This is a genomic window from Mycobacterium sp. GA-0227b (assembly GCF_001499855.1).
Taxonomy (GTDB): Bacteria; Actinomycetota; Actinomycetes; order Mycobacteriales; family Mycobacteriaceae; genus Mycobacterium.
In genome coordinates, this window is the sequence record NZ_LQIK01000012.1 from 324,586 (window position 1) to 340,940 (window position 16,355).

11 protein-coding genes and 1 pseudogene are annotated in these 16,355 nt (G+C 67.4%); 8 read left to right on the forward strand and 4 right to left on the reverse strand.

Going from position 1 to position 16,355, the window contains the following annotated elements:
* Nucleotides 1–198: 198 nt before the first annotated feature.
* From AU185_RS12010 to AU185_RS12025, 4 genes are all read right to left on the reverse strand, one after another.
* Nucleotides 199–1,794 carry a phytoene desaturase family protein gene (locus AU185_RS12010; protein WP_059098030.1) on the reverse strand — a complete coding sequence of 532 codons (1,596 nt, stop codon included), beginning with the start codon at nucleotides 1,792–1,794 and terminating at the stop codon, nucleotides 199–201.
* On the reverse strand, nucleotides 1,791–2,567 hold the full coding sequence (locus AU185_RS12015; RefSeq protein ID WP_059098031.1) for an SDR family NAD(P)-dependent oxidoreductase: 777 nt from the start codon (nucleotides 2,565–2,567) through the stop codon (nucleotides 1,791–1,793). The genes AU185_RS12010 and AU185_RS12015 overlap by 4 nt, the downstream gene beginning before the upstream one ends.
* Before the next feature lie 55 nt (nucleotides 2,568–2,622).
* Nucleotides 2,623–4,041 (reverse strand): HNH endonuclease signature motif containing protein, encoded by a 1,419-nt coding sequence (locus AU185_RS12020; protein WP_059098032.1) that lies wholly within the window; start codon nucleotides 4,039–4,041, stop codon nucleotides 2,623–2,625.
* An 81-nt stretch (nucleotides 4,042–4,122) separates the two neighbouring features.
* On the reverse strand, nucleotides 4,123–4,986 hold the full coding sequence (locus tag AU185_RS12025) for an alpha/beta fold hydrolase (RefSeq protein WP_059098033.1): 864 nt from the start codon (nucleotides 4,984–4,986) through the stop codon (nucleotides 4,123–4,125).
* Nucleotides 4,987–5,026: 40 nt separating this feature from the next.
* Between AU185_RS12025 and AU185_RS12030 the strand changes: the two genes are divergently transcribed.
* The 8 genes and pseudogenes from AU185_RS12030 to narI all read left to right on the forward strand — a co-directional run.
* Entirely contained in the window at nucleotides 5,027–6,907 is a 1,881-nt protein-coding gene (locus AU185_RS12030) for a propionyl-CoA synthetase (protein WP_059098034.1), read from the forward strand.
* A 281-nt stretch (nucleotides 6,908–7,188) separates the two neighbouring features.
* Nucleotides 7,189–7,674, forward strand: coding sequence for a DUF4383 domain-containing protein (locus AU185_RS12035; protein ID WP_059098035.1), 486 nt, complete (start codon nucleotides 7,189–7,191; stop codon nucleotides 7,672–7,674).
* An 82-nt stretch (nucleotides 7,675–7,756) separates the two neighbouring features.
* Nucleotides 7,757–8,179, forward strand: coding sequence for a DUF4383 domain-containing protein (locus tag AU185_RS12040; protein WP_059098036.1), 423 nt, complete (start codon nucleotides 7,757–7,759; stop codon nucleotides 8,177–8,179).
* A 213-nt stretch (nucleotides 8,180–8,392) separates the two neighbouring features.
* Entirely contained in the window at nucleotides 8,393–9,571 is a 1,179-nt protein-coding gene (locus AU185_RS12045; RefSeq protein ID WP_502687766.1) for a nitrate/nitrite transporter, read from the forward strand.
* Complete coding sequence (locus AU185_RS12050; RefSeq protein WP_059098038.1) at nucleotides 9,568–13,260, forward strand: nitrate reductase subunit alpha; 3,693 nt, start codon at nucleotides 9,568–9,570, stop codon at nucleotides 13,258–13,260. The genes AU185_RS12045 and AU185_RS12050 overlap by 4 nt, the downstream gene beginning before the upstream one ends.
* Before the next feature lie 43 nt (nucleotides 13,261–13,303).
* On the forward strand, nucleotides 13,304–14,971 hold the full coding sequence (gene narH / locus AU185_RS12055) for a nitrate reductase subunit beta (RefSeq protein ID WP_059098039.1): 1,668 nt from the start codon (nucleotides 13,304–13,306) through the stop codon (nucleotides 14,969–14,971).
* Nucleotides 14,968–15,621, forward strand: coding sequence for a nitrate reductase molybdenum cofactor assembly chaperone (gene narJ, locus AU185_RS12060; RefSeq protein WP_059098040.1), 654 nt, complete (start codon nucleotides 14,968–14,970; stop codon nucleotides 15,619–15,621). Before narH ends, narJ begins: the two co-directional genes overlap by 4 nt.
* A pseudogene (gene narI, locus AU185_RS12065) lies at nucleotides 15,620–16,354 on the forward strand (respiratory nitrate reductase subunit gamma); the annotation flags it as partial. The gene narJ and the pseudogene narI, both read left to right, overlap by 2 nt.
* Between the last annotated feature and the right edge of the window lies 1 nt (nucleotide 16,355).

Here is a 16,355-nt window from a genome sequence, read left to right on the forward strand (position 1 = left end):
GAAAACGTGCGTCAGCCTGACACTCGGCGAGTGTCCGCGCTACAGCCGTCGGCTCAGACCTCACCGCACCTTCAGTAGGGCATCGTCGCGACGGTGTGGAGGACCGTGCCCGCACCCCACTCGCGATGCTTGACCGCGGTGCCCGCGGCGATGGCAGGTTCCCCGCGGCCGGGCCGGGGAAGGTGCCCGAGAGATCGCTCACCGCGTCATCAACGACAAAATCGCGCGGTTGAGCTGCCGGCGGGGCCAACCCAATCGTCCCCCCTCGGCCAGCGCCGCGCGCGCCGCGTTGCGTCCGCAGGCGCCGTGCACTCCCCCGCCCGGCGATGCGCCTGCGCTGCCGAGATACACGTTCTCCACCGGTGTTTCGGCACCGCCGAAGCCCGGCATCGGCCGGAAAATCAACTGCTGGAACAGCTGTGAGGTGCCGCCGTTGACGGCCCCCGCATACAGGTTGGCGTCGCTGGCCTCGAGGTCGGACGGCCGCTGGATCGACTTGCCGACGACATGGTCACCGAACCCTGGGGCATACTTCTCCAGCACCATGTCCACCGCCGCCGACAGCTGGTCGGCCGATGCGTTATCGGCGACGCCGCGCGGCAGATGCGTATACGCCCAAGCGCTTTCGGTGCCCTCCGGCGATCGGCTGGGATCGGCCGTCGTCATCTGCCCGAACAACATGAACGGATGCAGCGGCACCGTCCCCGTGTTGAGATCGGCCATCCACCGGATCAGGCCATCGTGATCGGCGCCGATGTGAACGGTTCCGGCGTCGCTCAGGCTCTTCGACCGCCACGGGATGGGTGCGTCCAGTGCGTAGTTGATCTTCAACACCGGTGTGTCCCAGACGAAGCGGTCGATGCTCTGCAGCACCGAGTCGGGAAGGGCGTCGGCGGGCAGAAGCCGGCGGTACAGCATCGGCGCCGAGGTGTCGGCGATGACTGCGCGCCGCACCCGCACGGTGTCACCGCCTGTGGTGCGCACGGACACGGCGCGGCGACCGCGGACCTCGATCGCGTCGACCTCGTGCCCACACTCGATGTGGGCGCCGGCCGATCGCGCCCGGCGCACCAGCGCCTCGGCCAGCTGTCCCGCGCCGCCGACCGGAACCGGGAAGCCGCCGTCCTGCGCCATCATGATCAGCATGTAGCCCATGACGCCGCTGCCCGGCGCGTCGATCGGCACGTCGGCATGCATCGCATTGCCCAGCAACAGGAGTCGGGCCGCCTCGCCGTCGAACAGGTGCTCACCCATCACGCCGGCGGGTAGCAGCAGCAGATGCGCCAGTCGCAACGCCTCGGCGGTGCCGAGTTTGCGTAGCAGACCGACCGCCCCGCGTACGGGCGGAAACGGCGCGAACAATGTGTCCAGGAGCGGTTCCTTGATCTGGCACCACTGGTCGAACAGTTCCCGCCACCGCGCTCCGTCACCGGGATCGCGCCGATCCAGATCGTCGGCAGTGCGGTCGATGTCGCGCCAGATCACCGGAGCGTCGTCGTCATCGGCCGAACGCGCGTGGCCGACCACCCCGGGTGAATGCGACCACCGCAGCCCGTGGTCCTCGAGGTGCAGCGCTTTCAACGCCGGCGACACCACGGACAACGGATAGAAGGCGCTGTAGAGGTCGCTGACGAATCCGGGAAACAGTTCGGCACTCTTCACCGCGCCGCCGGGTTGCTGCTGTGCTTCCAGAACGAGCACATCCCATCCCGCGTCGGCGAGCATCGCCGCGGCGACAAGACCGTTGTGGCCCGCTCCGATCACCACGGCGTCGGCGGTGGCAGCGACGCTCACTTCGAGATCAACCTGTTGGAGGCCGCCTTGACCGAATCCGGAAGGACGCGGTTCACCAGTCCCATCGCCTTCGAAAGCGGTGAGGCGGCAACGACTTTGCGCTCGCCGGTCATCAGCGCGTCGTAGCCCTGCTTGGCGACCTTGGCGGCGTCGTCTTTGGGCATCCGGCCGACGAGCGTGTCCAGCATGTCGGCGCGGCGGAAGAAGTTGGTGTCGGTGGGGCCCGGCATGAGGGAGGTGATGGTGACGCCGGTGTCGCGCAGTTCGTCCTGCAGCGCCTCGGCGAACGACTGGACGAACGACTTCGACGCGTTGTAGACGGTTTGGTACGAGCCGGGCATCGTCGAGGCGATAGAAGAGGTGAACAACACCTTGCCCGAACCGCGTTTCGCCATGTCGCGCAGCACGAGTTTGGCCAGGTGCGTCGTCGAGCGCACGTTGAGGTCGACGATGTGAAGGTCGTCGTCGAGCTGCCGGTCGACGAACGGGCCGGCCCCGCCGATGCCGGCGTTCAGCGCGATCGCTTCGAGGCGGCGACCGTTCTCGGTGGCAGTGCGGTAGAGGCGCTCGACTTCGTCGGGGTTGCGAAGATCGACCTGCACCGCGTGGATCTCGGCTCCGCCCGCGGCAAGTTTGTCGGCGCCAGCGTGAATCGCATCGTCATCGGCGGCCACGACGACGTCGTATCCGTCGTCGGCAAACAGCTTCGCCAACTCAAATCCGATACCGCTCGAGGCGCCCGTCACAAGCGCAAGTGGTCGTCCCGCTGCCATGGTGGCGGGCTACCCGACGGGGTCTCCGTCAAACGCGCGCGAAGATACCGCGGCGTCAGCCGGCGTCGTCGTCTCCGTTGTCTTCTCCGTCGGGACTCTCGCCGCCTTCGTCATCGTGTCCGTCGTCGGGGATGAGGTAGCGCTGGGGGTGGTGATAGTTGTTGACGCGGGCTTGGCCGGTGTCCAACTGTGGTGGTGGTAGCCATTCGGTGCGGCCGTCTTTGCGTTTTCGGGTGCGCCACCCACCGGGCTTGACCGCCCGGTTGTCGGTCGGGCACGCCAACGTCAGCTCCGTGATGTCGGTCCGGCCGCCCGCAGCCCAGTCCGCGCCGGCATGGTGCACCTGGGAGTGATACGCCGGCGCCGTGCACCCCGGGCGGGTGCACCCACGCTCGCGAGCAAAGAGCATCAACCGCTGCGCCTTGGACGCCAACCGCCGGCCCCGCCCCAGATACAGCGGTTCTTCGGTGTGCTTGTCGAACACCGCCAGATACGGATAGGCGTGCGCGGCCAGTCGGATCACATCAGCCATCGGCACCAACGTTCCGCCGCCGGTGACAGCGTGCCCGGCCGCTGACTGCAGATCCTGCAGCGTGGCGGTGATGATCATGGTGGCAGGCAAACCGTTATGGCTGCCCATTCGGCCCGAGGCCAAAAGATCGCGGCACATCGCGCCGAGCGCGTCGTGGTTGCGCTGTGCGGCCGTGCGGGTGTCCGAGGACACGGCCTCCTCGGCCGGTTCGCCGTTCACACACGGGTTCCCGTCTGCGGGGTTGTTCATTCCCGGGGCGGCGGCCTTGGCGAAAACGGCCTCCAGCGCCGCACTCGTCGCCGGATCGAGCAGCCCGTGCAGCTCGCGCATCCCGTCGCTATGCTGCGCACCAAGTTTCAGCCACCGCTTGCGGGTCCGCAGCTCATCGGAGAACTCTCCGTCCTGATCGAGCAGATAAGCCAACCGGTCGGCGGCCCTGCGCAACTCCTCGGGGGTGTGCTTGGCCGCCAGCTCGGCCAACTGCGCCTCAGCGGCCTCGCGCACGTCAAAGCCCACCGAACGAGGAATCTTCTTGTCGAAGAACGTGCGGATGATTCGCACGTGCTCGGGTCCGATCACCCCACGTTCCACCGCCGTCGCGGTGTGCGCCAGCACCGGCTCCAACACCTCACCGGACATCGTCTGCCGTGGCGCCAACTCCTTGGCCTCGCCCACCCGCCGATTGGCATCGGTGGCAGAGATGCGCAACAGCACCTCCAACGCCTTGGCCACACTGCCGGCCCCCAGTTCTGCGACCGGTGCCCGCTCGAGTTCGGCGACCAACCGGTGCCCCACCGCCGCCTGCGCCCGCGCCAATGTCTCCCACTGCGCCGCCACTGCAAGCTGCTCCGTGGTGCTCAGCGCGTCGAACGATTCGGCCAGCAATCCGGTCAACTCGCGGCTCATCACCGCGATCCGCTCACCGATCCGCTCCACCGACATACTCGAACACTAGTTCGAACCACCGACAGATCCGCCCCGGCTTGTGACTAATGAAACCACTGTGCCGCAAGGGATTACAGGCTACTGCTGGACAGTCTCCTCGGCCAGGGCGACCAGTGCCGCCCGGACGACCTCCGGTCGCTCGTCGACGACGAAATGACTCGCGTCGACCATCGAGACGGTGTAGTCCTCCGCGTTGGCCGTCTCCTCCGCGACGAGTGACGGATGCACGGCGTCATCGCCCGACCCGAACACGCAGCGGATCGGCACCGTGGCCCGCGGCGGGGCGGGCGCCCTGGCCGCGGCGGGCAATTCGCGAAGCAGGAACGTGCGGTAGGTGTCCCGGCCGGTGCGGGCAACGACGGGATCGCGGAAGCGGTCGACATAGACGCGCGCGGTTTCGGGGTCGAGTTCGGACGCGATCCGGAACACGCGCGCCACGAAGTCGGTGCGCCGCTGCAGCGGGGAACCGATCGTGGCCAGCGGCACCTGGTACCAGAGTCGCCACAGATGCGGCGCGAGCACTTTCGGACTCACCCACGGGTGCGCCATGTTCATCGGCAGATAGCCGTCGAAGCGCTCCGGCGCGCCGAGCACCATGCGGTACCCGACGAACGCGCCCCAGTCATGGCCGACCAGCAGCACCCGGTCGAGCCCGAGCGCATCGAGCAGCGCCAGCACATCGGCGGCGACGTCGTCCTTGGCCCACCGGTGCGGCGCGGGCCCCGACCAGCCGTAGCCCGGCAGGTCCGGCGCGATGATCCGTAGCCCGGCGGGCGGGTCGGCCAGCAGATCCCGATACACCCAATGATGTTGCGGCCAGCCGTGCAACGCCACGACGGGACGCCCGTCGGCGGGACCGGCTTCGGTGACGTGGAAGCGCACACCGCGGGCGTCGACGAACGATCGTCGCGCTCCTTCGATCGGAGGCGGTTCAGCGGTCATAACCGCCGACTATAGGCTGCCGCCGCGCTACCGTGCCGATATGGCCGGATACCGAACTCTGTTCGACGCCAGCATCGCCGATCCAGCAGCATTCTGGGCCGACGCCGCCCGTGCGGTCACGTGGACCCGCGAGCCGAAGCAGGTCCTCGACGACTCCAATCCGCCGTTCTACCGCTGGTTCGCCGACGGCGAGCTGAACACCTGCGCCAACGCACTCGACCGCCACGTCGAACAAGGCCGCGCCGACCAGCCCGCGCTGATCTACGACTCGCCCGTCACCGGTTCGCAGCGAACCTACACATACCGCGAATTACTCGATGCGACAGCACGTTTCGCGGCGGCCCTGCGCCGCCTCGGCGTCGGCAAGGGCGACCGCGTCGTCATCTACATGCCGATGGTGCCCGAGGCGGCGATCGCGATGCTGGCGTGCGCCCGACTCGGTGCGATCCACTCGGTGGTGTTCGGCGGATTCGCCGCACACGAACTCGCGGCCCGCATCGACGACGTCCGCCCGTCTGTGGTCGTCTCGGCATCGTGCGGTGTGGAGCCGACGCGGACCGTCGAATACAAACCGATGCTCGACGCGGCGCTGCAGATCGCCGAGCACAGCAGCGTGAGTTGCGTGATCCTGCAACGCGACCAATGTCGTTGCGAGTTGGTGGAGAACCGCGATCACGACTGGCATGAACTGATGGCCACCGACGACAAAGCCGAACCCGTGCCCGTCGCCGCCACCGATCCGCTGTATGTGCTCTACACCTCCGGAACCACCGGCAAGCCGAAGGGCATCGTCCGCGACAACGGGGGACATGCCGTCGCGCTGCTGTGGAGCATGCGCAACATCTACGACACCCATCCCGGCGACGTGTTCTGGGCCGCTTCCGACGTCGGCTGGGTGGTCGGCCACTCCTACATCGTCTACGGGCCGCTGCTGCTCGGCGCGACAACCGTGCTCTACGAAGGCAAACCCGTTGGCACGCCGGACGCCGGCGCGTTCTGGCGCGTCGCCGCCGAGCACGGCGTGAAGACCATGTTCACCGCGCCGACGGCGATCCGCGCCATCAAGAAGGAGGACCCCGACGGCCTGCATGTCGGCAAGCACGACCTCTCGGCGCTGCGGTATCTGTTCCAGGCCGGTGAACGCCTCGACCCCGGCACCTATTACTGGGCCTCGGAGAAACTCGGGGTTCCGGTGGTCGACCACTGGTGGCAGACCGAGACCGGATGGTCGATCGCCGCCAACCCGATGGGTGTTGAGCCGCAACCCATCAAGCCGGGCTCGGCCGCGCTGGCGATGCCCGGATACGACGTCCGGATCCTGCGCCCGGACGGCTCGGAGTGCGAGCCGAACGAGGAGGGGGCGATCTGTGTCAAGCTGCCGCTGCCGCCGGGGACCCTGCCGACGCTGTGGGGTGCCGACGACCGTTACGTCGCGTCATACCTGTCGGCGTATCCCGGCCACTACCTCACCGGTGACGGCGGATACGTCGACGAGGACGGCTTCCTCTTCGTGATGGGACGGACCGACGACGTGATCAACGTCGCCGGGCACCGGATGTCGACGGGGTCGGTCGAGGCCGTCCTGGCCGCCCATCCTGCGGTCGCCGAGTGTGCAGTCATCGGCGTGAGCGACGAGATCAAGGGCCAGGTGCCGCGCGGCTTCGTCGTACTCAAGGCCGGCGCCAAGGCCGACCGGTTGGCTGAGGAGCTGGTCGAGGCGGTACGGCAGAACATCGGCGCGGTCGCCAGCTTGAAGGTCGTCGACGTCGTAGCGGCGTTGCCCAAGACCCGCTCCGGCAAGATTTTGCGCAAGACCATGCGGGGCATCGCCGAGGGTCGAGACGAGCCGGTCCCCTCGACGATCGAGGATCCCGCGGTGCTCGACGCGCTGAAGCCGATCTTGCGCGGCGGTGCCGCTTAGCCCGCGCAGACATCGTCATATCGGCATATATTCGTTGTTACGCCCGTGATTTCGCCGTCGCGAACGGGCGTCACAACACGAGGAGTTGATCCGCGATGCCCACCTCTCCTAAGCCTGCGGCCAAGGCCAAGACGGGCTGTACCTGCAACTGCCACAAGTGCGATCAAGGTCATCACTGCGGAAACGCGCCCAACTGCTACGTCAGGAAGTAGCTGCCGAATCCGCGTTTGCCTCGCCTTTCCCCGGGTAGTTCTCGGCTCACCTCGAGGAAAGGAACAACAATGGTCAGCAGTCACCCGCCGGGGCCGACGGCGGCATCCCGGTACGGCTCACCTGCGCAAAAGGCCGCCCTCGCCGTCGGTGCAGTATTCCTGCTCGTCGGCATCTTGGGCTTCATCCCCGGAATCACCACGAACTACGACACCATGACGTTCGCGGGCCATGATTCCGACGCCCATCTGCTCGGCATCTTCAACGTCTCGATCCTGCACAACATCGTGCACCTGCTGTTCGGTGTGGCCGGGGTGCTGATGGCGCGCACGTTTTCAGGCGCGCGCGCTTTCCTGGTCGGCGGCGGCGTCATCTACCTGCTGCTCTTCGTGTACGGCCTGGTCATCGACCATGACAGCGCAGCGAACTTCGTGCCGTTGAACACCGCCGACAACTGGCTGCACCTGGCGCTCGCGGTCGGCATGATCGCGCTCGGTGTGTTGCTGTCGCGCCACGACATCGACGCGAACACACCGATGAGACGCAACCCCCGCTAGCGACGGCGACGCCCGGTTAACGTCCGGGCGGACGGGGTATCACCTGCAGGTCCGTCAATAACGGTCCGGACGGAGGCGAGGGATGGCGAGGGCGCCCAAGTACATGGCTGTGCAGGCGGCAGCGTTGTTCGCGGGCGCCGCGCTGATCATTCTCGGTGTCCTCGGTTTCATTCCGGGCATCACGCACGACTACGACCGTCTGGACTGGTTCGGCCAGGAATCCGGCGCGCGCCTGTTCGGCATGTTCGTGGTGTCGGGAGTGCACAACGCGGTCAACCTGGTGATCGGCGCGCTGGGTTTGGTGATGGCGCGTAGCTACGCCGCGGCCCGGGCGTATTTCCTCGGCGGCGGCCTGGTGTACATCGCACTGTGGGCTTACGCGTTGAGCGTGGCGCACGCGTTCGACTGGTTGTGGTTCAGTCTGGGCGTCGTCATGGTCATCCTCGGGTTGACACTGGCGGGCCAGCGCGACCCGACGAGGCGCCACAGCAGGATTCGCGCCTGAACTGGCCACCGACGAAAACACAAGAGAACGGCCGGGTTTGACCCCGCGCCGATCCCACGCCGCGAAGATGCTGTAGCCGGCTGGCCGGCCGGACTCGACGGTCTCGACTGTGCCGCAGCGCATTTCCTGAAAAGTAACGTGAGCGTTGCATACACATGGTTGTCTGGGTGGGTGAGCACGGCGACCACGCCGGACACCGGCGTTCGACGCACTCTGAACTTGGCCTTGGCCACGTGGGTCTCCGCCATCAACTTCTGGGCCTGGAACATGATCGGCCCGCTGTCGACCACCTACGCTGCCGACCTGACGCTGAGCAGTGCCGAGGCCTCGATGCTGGTCGCGACGCCGATCCTGGTCGGCGCGCTCGGCCGGATCGTCGTCGGGTCGCTCACCGACCGGTTCGGCGGCCGCGCGATGTTCATCGCGATCTCGGTGATCTCGATCGTGCCGGTGCTGGCGGTCGGCGCCGCAGGGTCGGCCGGGTCCTACCCGATGCTGCTGGTGTGCGGGTTCTTCCTGGGCATCGCCGGCACCGTCTTCGCCGTCGGCATCCCGTTCGCCAACAACTGGTATGACGCGTCGCGGCGCGGGTTCGCCACCGGCGTCTTCGGGATGGGCATGGTGGGCACCGCGCTGTCGGCGTTCTTCACCCCCCGGTTCGTCGGCTGGTTCGGGCTGTTCCCCACCCACGTCATCATCGCGGTCGCGTTGGCGCTCACCGCCGTCCTGTGCCTGGTGCTCATGGGCAACTCACCGACATTCGCGCCGAACACCGACCGGGTGCTGCCCAAGCTGAAGGCGGCCGCGAAACTGTCGGTCACCTGGGAGATGTCGTTCCTCTACGCGATCGTGTTCGGCGGGTTCGTGGCGTTCAGCAACTACCTGCCGACCTACATCAAGACGATCTACGGCTTCTCCGCGGTTGACGCGGGCGCGCGCACCGCGGGCTTCGCGCTGGCCGCCGTGCTCGCCCGGCCCGTGGGCGGGGCGCTGGCCGACCGTTTCGCGCCGAAGTACGTGGTGCTGGCGTCGTTCGGCGGCACCGCGCTGATGGCGCTCATCGCCATGCTGCAGCCACCGCCGGACGTGTTGTCGGCGGCCACCTTCATCACACTGGCGGTCTTCCTCGGTATCGGCACCGGCGGCGTGTTCGCGTGGGTCGCGCGTCGCTCGCCGCGGAACTCTGTCGGCTCGGTCACCGGAATCGTCTCGGCCGCAGGCGGTTTGGGCGGCTACTTCCCGCCGTTGGTGATGGGATCGACCTACGACGCCGCCGAGAACGACTATTCGGTCGGGCTGGTCCTGTTGGTGGCGACCGCGCTGATCGCGTTCGGTTACACCGCACTGCGGCTACATGCCCACGAGCCGCAACCCGAGGAGGCGCCAAGGTGACCATCACGCCGCACATCGGCGGTCGGGTCGAGGAACTGCTCGAGCGCAGCGGTCGGTTCTTCACCCCCGGCGAGGCCTCCGCCGACGGGCGCACCGTGCACCGCCGTGGCGGCCGCGAAGGCGACATCTTCTACCGCGACCGGTGGAGCCACGACAAGGTCGTCCGCTCCACCCACGGAGTCAACTGCACCGGGTCGTGCTCGTGGAAGATCTACGTCAAGGACGGCATCATCACCTGGGAGACGCAGGAGACCGACTATCCGTCGGTCGGGCCGGACCGCCCGGAGTACGAACCGCGGGGCTGTCCACGCGGGGCCGCGTTCTCCTGGTACACCTATTCGCCGACGCGGGTGCGCTACCCGTATGCGCGCGGGGAACTGGTGCAGATGTACCGCGAGGCCAAGGCGCGGCTGTCCGACCCGGTGTTCGCGTGGGCCGACATTCAGGCCGACCCGGAGCGTCGCCAGCGCTACCAGCGTGCGCGCGGCAAGGGCGGCCTGGTGCGGGTGAGTTGGGCCGAGGCCACCGAGATGATCGCGGCGGCGCACGTCCACACCATCAAGCAGTACGGGCCCGACCGGGTGGCGGGATTCTCGCCGATTCCGGCGATGTCGATGGTGTCGTTCGCCGCGGGCTCGCGGTTCATCGAACTGCTCGGCGGCGTGATGACGTCGTTCTACGACTGGTACGCCGACCTTCCGGTGGCCTCGCCGCAGGTTTTCGGCGACCAGACCGACGTACCGGAGTCCGGTGACTGGTGGGACGCGTCGTATCTGATGATGTGGGGCTCCAACGTGCCGGTGACCCGAACGCCGGACGCGCACTGGATGACCGAGGTGCGCTACCGCGGCACGAAGGTCGTCAGTGTCAGCCCCGACTACGCCGACAACACCAAGTTCGCCGACGAGTGGATGCCGTGCGCAGCGGGCACCGACGGCGCGTTGGCGATGGCGATGGGCCACGTCGTGCTATCGGAATTCTTTGTTCAGCAAAGGGTTCCGTTCTTCGTCGACTACGTGCGCAAGTTCACCGACCTGCCGTTCCTGGTCAAGCTCGAGGAGCGCGACGGCACGCTGGTCCCAGGCAAGAACCTGACCGCGGCCGACCTCGGCGGCGAGCCGGCGGCGCAGGAGAACGCGGCGTTCAAACCGGTGCTGCTCGACGGGGCGACCGACAGCGTCGCGGTGCCACAGGGCTCATTGGGCTTCCGCTTCGGGGACGACGGAATCACCAAGTGGAACCTGGAACTCGGCGACCTGGTGCCGGCGTTGACGGTGCTGAGGGCCGAAGGCGATGAGGCGGCGGAGGTTTCGTTGCCACGCTTTGACACCTTCGACGGACGCGGCGAGACCCTGACCCGCGGCGTGCCGGTGCGACGGGTCGGTGAACACCTGGTGTGCACGGTGTTCGATCTGATGCTGGCGCAGTACGGCGTGGCCCGGCCCGGGCTGCCCGGCGACTGGCCCACCGGTTACGACGATCCCAGCCGGCCCTACACGCCGGCCTGGCAGGAGCAGATCACCGGAGTGGCTGCGGCTCAAGCGATCCGGATCGCCAAAGAGTTCGCCCGCAACGCCGAGGAGTCCAACGGCCGGTCGATGATCATCATGGGCGCAGGGATCTGCCAGTGGTTCCACGGTGACGCCACCTACCGCGCGGTGCTGGCACTCGTGTTGCTCACCGGTGCGATGGGACGCAACGGCGGCGGCTGGGCGCACTACGTCGGGCAGGAGAAGTGCCGGCCGGTGACGGGCTGGTCGGCGTTGGCGATGGGCACCGACTGGTCGCGACCGCCGCGGCAGGTGCCCGGCACCTCTTACTGGTACGTCCACACCGACCAGTGGCGTTACGACGGTTACCGCGCCGACGCGCTGTCCAGTCCGCTGGGCCGCGGCCGGTTCCGCGACCGGCACACCATGGATGTCCTCGCCTCGTCGGCGGCGATGGGCTGGAGCCCGTTCTATCCGCAGTTCGACCGCTCCAGCCTCGACGTGGCCGACGACGCCCACGCCGCCGGGCAGGACGTCGCGACCTACGTCACCGAGCAACTCGCCGAGGGTCGGCTCAAGCTCGCGGTCACCGACCCCGACAACCCAGTGAACTGGCCGCGGGTGCTGTCCGTCTGGCGGGCGAACCTGCTCGGCTCGTCGAGCAAGGGCAACGAGTACTTCCTGCGTCACCTGCTCGGCACCGACTCCAACCTACAGGCGGAGCCGACGCCGGAATCGGTGCGGCCCAACGACATCGCGTGGACTCCGGACATCCCGGAGGGCAAGCTCGACATGCTGATGTCGATCGACTTCCGGATGACCTCGACCACGTTGCTCTCGGATGTGGTGCTGCCCGCGGCCACCTGGTATGAGAAGCACGACCTGTCGAGCACCGACATGCACCCCTACGTGCACGCGTTCACCCCAGCCGTCGACCCGCCGTGGGAAACGCATTCCGACTTCGAGGCGTTCGGTGCCATCGCGCGGGTGTTCAGCGGGCTGGCGGCCAAGCACCTCGGTGTGCGCAGCGACGTGGTGATCGGCGCGCTTCAACACGACACCGCCGGCGCGATGGCCTATCGCGGTGGGACCGAAAGCGATTGGCGCACCACCGGGGAGACACCGGTGCCCGGTAAGACCATGGGCCCGCTGGCGGTGGTCGAACGCGACTACCCTGCGGTCGCCGAGAAGTGGGCGACGCTCGGACCGCTCGTCGAGCGCCTGGGCCTGACGACCAAGGGGGTCACCGTCCACCCCGACGAGGAAGTCGAGCAGCTCGCGGCCAGGTTCGGGGTGATGAACTCCGGTCGGGCCGAGGGCCGGCCGGCGATCAACACCGCCGAGCGGATGGCCGAGGCGATCCTGACGCTGTCCGGGACAACCAACGGACGCCTGGCCGTGCAGGGGTTCCGCGAGCTGGAGCGCCGGACCGGGCGGCGCCTGGTGCATCTGGCCGAGGGCAGTGAGGAACGCCGAATCACGTTCGCCGACACCCAGGCCCGGCCGGTCCCGGTGATCACCAGCCCGGAGTGGTCGGGCAGTGAGACCGGCGGGCGCCGGTACGCGCCGTTCACCGTCAACATCGAAGAACTCAAACCGTTCCACACGCTGACCGGCCGGATGCACTTCTACCTCGACCACGACTGGTTGGAGGAACTCGGCGAGCAGTTGCCGACCTACCGTCCGCCGCTGGACATGTCGCGGCTGTTCGGCGAGTCGGCGGTGGGTGAGCATGACGGGGTGGCGTTGACGGTCCGCTATCTGACACCGCACTCGAAGTGGTCGATTCACTCCGAGTACCAGGACAACCTGTTCATGCTGTCGTTGTCGCGCGGCGGCCCGACGATGTGGATGAGCCCGGCCGACGCCGCGAAAATCTCGGTGCGCGACAACGACTGGGTCGAGGCGGTCAACCGCAACGGCGTGCTGGTGTGCCGGGCGATCGTGTCGCACCGGATGCCCGAGGGTGTGGTGTTCGTCTATCACGTGCAGGAACGCACCATCGACGTGCCGCTGAGCGAGACCACCGGTAAGCGCGGCGGCATCCACAATTCGCTGACCCGCCTGCTGATCAAGCCCAGCCACCTCGCCGGCGGATACGCCCAGATGGCCTTCGCGTTCAACTATCTCGGCCCGACCGGCAATCAGCGCGACGAGGTGACGGTGGTGCGGCGCCGAAGCCAGGAGGTGGCGTACTGATGCGCCGAGCGAAGAATGAGCGAGGCAGACAGCGAGGCAGGAAATGAAAGTCATGGCGCAGATGGCGATGGTGATGAACCTCGACAAATGCATCGGCTGCCACACCTGCTCGGTGACGTGCAAACAGGCCTGGACCAACCGGCCCGGCACCGAGTACGTCTGGTTCAACAACGTCGAAACCCGCCCCGGCCAAGGATATCCACGCACTTACGAAGATCAGGAGCGCTGGCGTGGCGGATGGATACGCGACGGCAAGGGCCGGCTGCGGCTGCGCGACGGCGGCCGGCTCAGCAAGCTGCTGCGGATCTTCGCCAACCCGAAGATGCCCAGCATCAGCGACTACTACGAGCCGTGGACCTATGACTACGAGAACCTGACCAAGGCGCCGCTGGGCGAACACATGCCGGTGGCGCCACCACGCAGCCTGATCAGCGGCGAACCGATGAAGGTCGAGTGGTCGGCGAACTGGGACGACGACCTCGGCGGTTCACCGGAGATCGTGTCCGGAGATCCGGTGCTGAAACAGGTGAGCGAGCAGGTCCGCCTCGAACTCGAGCAGACGTTCATGTTCTACCTGCCGCGCATCTGCGAGCACTGCCTGAACCCGTCGTGCGTCGCGTCGTGTCCGTCGGGTGCGCTCTATAAGCGCTCCGAGGACGGCATCGTGCTGGTCGATCAGGACCGCTGCCGCGGCTGGCGGATGTGTGTGTCGGGATGCCCTTACAAGAAGGTGTATTTCAACCACAAGACCGGCAAGGCCGAGAAGTGTACGTTCTGCTATCCGCGCATCGAGGTCGGACTGCCGACGGTGTGTTCGGAGACCTGTGTGGGCCGGTTGCGGTACCTGGGTCTGGTTTTCTACGACGTCGACCGCGTGCTCGAGGCGGCGTCGGTGGAGAGCGATGCCGACCTCTACGAGGCGCAGAAGTCGATCATCCTGAACCCGCACGACCCCGAGGTGATCGCCGGGGCCCACGCCGAGGGCATCTCCGAGGAGTGGATCGAGGCCGCGCAGCGCTCACCGGTGTACGCACTGATCCACCGCTACCAGGTGGCGCTGCCGCTGCATCCGGAGTACCGGACCATGCCGATGGTCTGGTACATCCCGCCGCTGTCGCCGGTGGTCGACGCCGTCGCCCGCGACGGCCACGACGGCGAGGAGTTGGGCAATCTGTTCGGCGCGCTGGAGGCGCTGCGCATTCCGATCGAATACCTCGCCGGGCTGTTCACCGCCGGCGACACCGCTGTGGTGCAGGGCGTGCTGCGCCGGCTGGCCGCGATGCGGTCCTACATGCGTGACATCAGCCTGGGTCGGGAGACCCAGCCGCACATCCCGCAGGCGGTCGAAATGACAGAAGAGCAGATCTACGAGATGTACCGTCTGCTCGCGTTGGCGAAATACGAAGAGCGCTACGTCATTCCGACCGCGTACGTCGCCGACGCGCACGCCTTGGAGGCGCAGGCGCTCGAGGAACCCGGCTGCTCGCTGTCGTTCGAGGGCGGGCCGGGTATGTACGATTCGGGGCCGTTCGGAGAGGCCAGCGGCGGCCCGGTGCCGGTGGCGGTGGAGAGCTTCCACGCGCTGCACCACCGGCAGACCAGTGAGGGAATTGCGGTCACCGAGTCGCGCCCGTCGCGGGTGAACCTGCTCAACTGGGACGGCCGCGGCGAGCCCAGCGGAATCTTCCCCGACCGCAGGCCGGAGCAATGAAACTCCGTAGAAGTCAACGAGAGTCGACGCTCGAGCATCGACTCGTGTGGCAGGCCGCCGCCCTGCTGTTGGCCTACCCCGACGATCAGCATGCCGAGCGGTTGACCACCGTCGGAGAGCTGCTGGCACACCTGTCGGGCAGGCCCGCCCAGCTCCTCGGTGACACCGTCGCCGCGGTGCGGGCGATCGAGCCGATGCAGGCGCAGATCGACTATGTCAACACCTTCGACATGCGGCGCCGCGCCACGATGTACCTGACCTACTGGACCGCCGGCGACACCCGCAACCGCGGCAACCACATGCTGGCGTTCACTCGCGCCTATCGGGAAGCCGGAGTCGACCCGCCGCAGCGCGAGGCCCCCGACTATCTCCCGGTGGTGCTCGAGTTCGCCGCGACCGTCGACCCGGCGGCGGGCCGACGGCTCCTCATCGAGCACCGGGTGCCGATCGACCTGCTTCGCGACGCGTTGGAACAGTGGTGCTCGCCCTACCTGCACGCGGTCAGCGCCGTCTGCGAGACGCTTCCGCTGCGAACCGACTCAGAAACCCAGCGGGCGCAGCGGCTGGCCGCCGCGGGTCCGCCGACCGAATCCGTTGGGCTGCAACCGTTCACCCTGACGGTGCCGCCCCGACGCGTCCAAGGAGTTTGACATGTCGGGTTGGGAGATCTTCTGGGACGTCGTGCCGTACGTGACGTTGGCGATCGTCGCGGTGGGCATCTGGTGGCGATACCGCTACGACAAGTTCGGCTGGACCACCCGCTCGTCGCAGCTGTACGAATCTCGGTTGCTGCGCATCGGCAGCCCGATGTTCCACTTCGGCATCCTGGTGGTGATCGTCGGGCACATCATCGGGTTGGTGATCCCTGAATCATGGACCGACGCAATCGGGCTCAGCGATCACGCCTACCACCTGCAGGCGATGGTCCTCGGCGCCATCGCCGGAGTCACCACGCTGACGGGGATCGCGTTGCTGGTTTTCCGCCGCCGCACCACGGGCCCCGTCTTCTTGGCCACCACCGGCAACGACAAGGTCATGTATCTGGTGCTGGTGATGGCGATAATCGCCGGTCTGGCGTGCACCCTGATCGGTGCGACACCCGTCGGCGCCGAACACGACTACCGCCAGACCGTGTCGCCGTGGTTCCGGTCCATCTGGATCCTGCAGCCGCGCGGCGACCTGATGGCGCAGGCGCCGCTGTGGTTCCACATCCACGTGATGATCGCGCTGGTGCTGTTCTGCCTGTGGCCGTTCACCCGGCTGGTGCATGTGTTCAGTGCACCGATCGGTTACCTGTTCCGGCCGTACATCGTTTACCGCAGCCGCGATGTCGTCGACAGCGGTGAGCTCGTCGGTTCGCGCCCGCACCGCCGCGGCTGGTGAC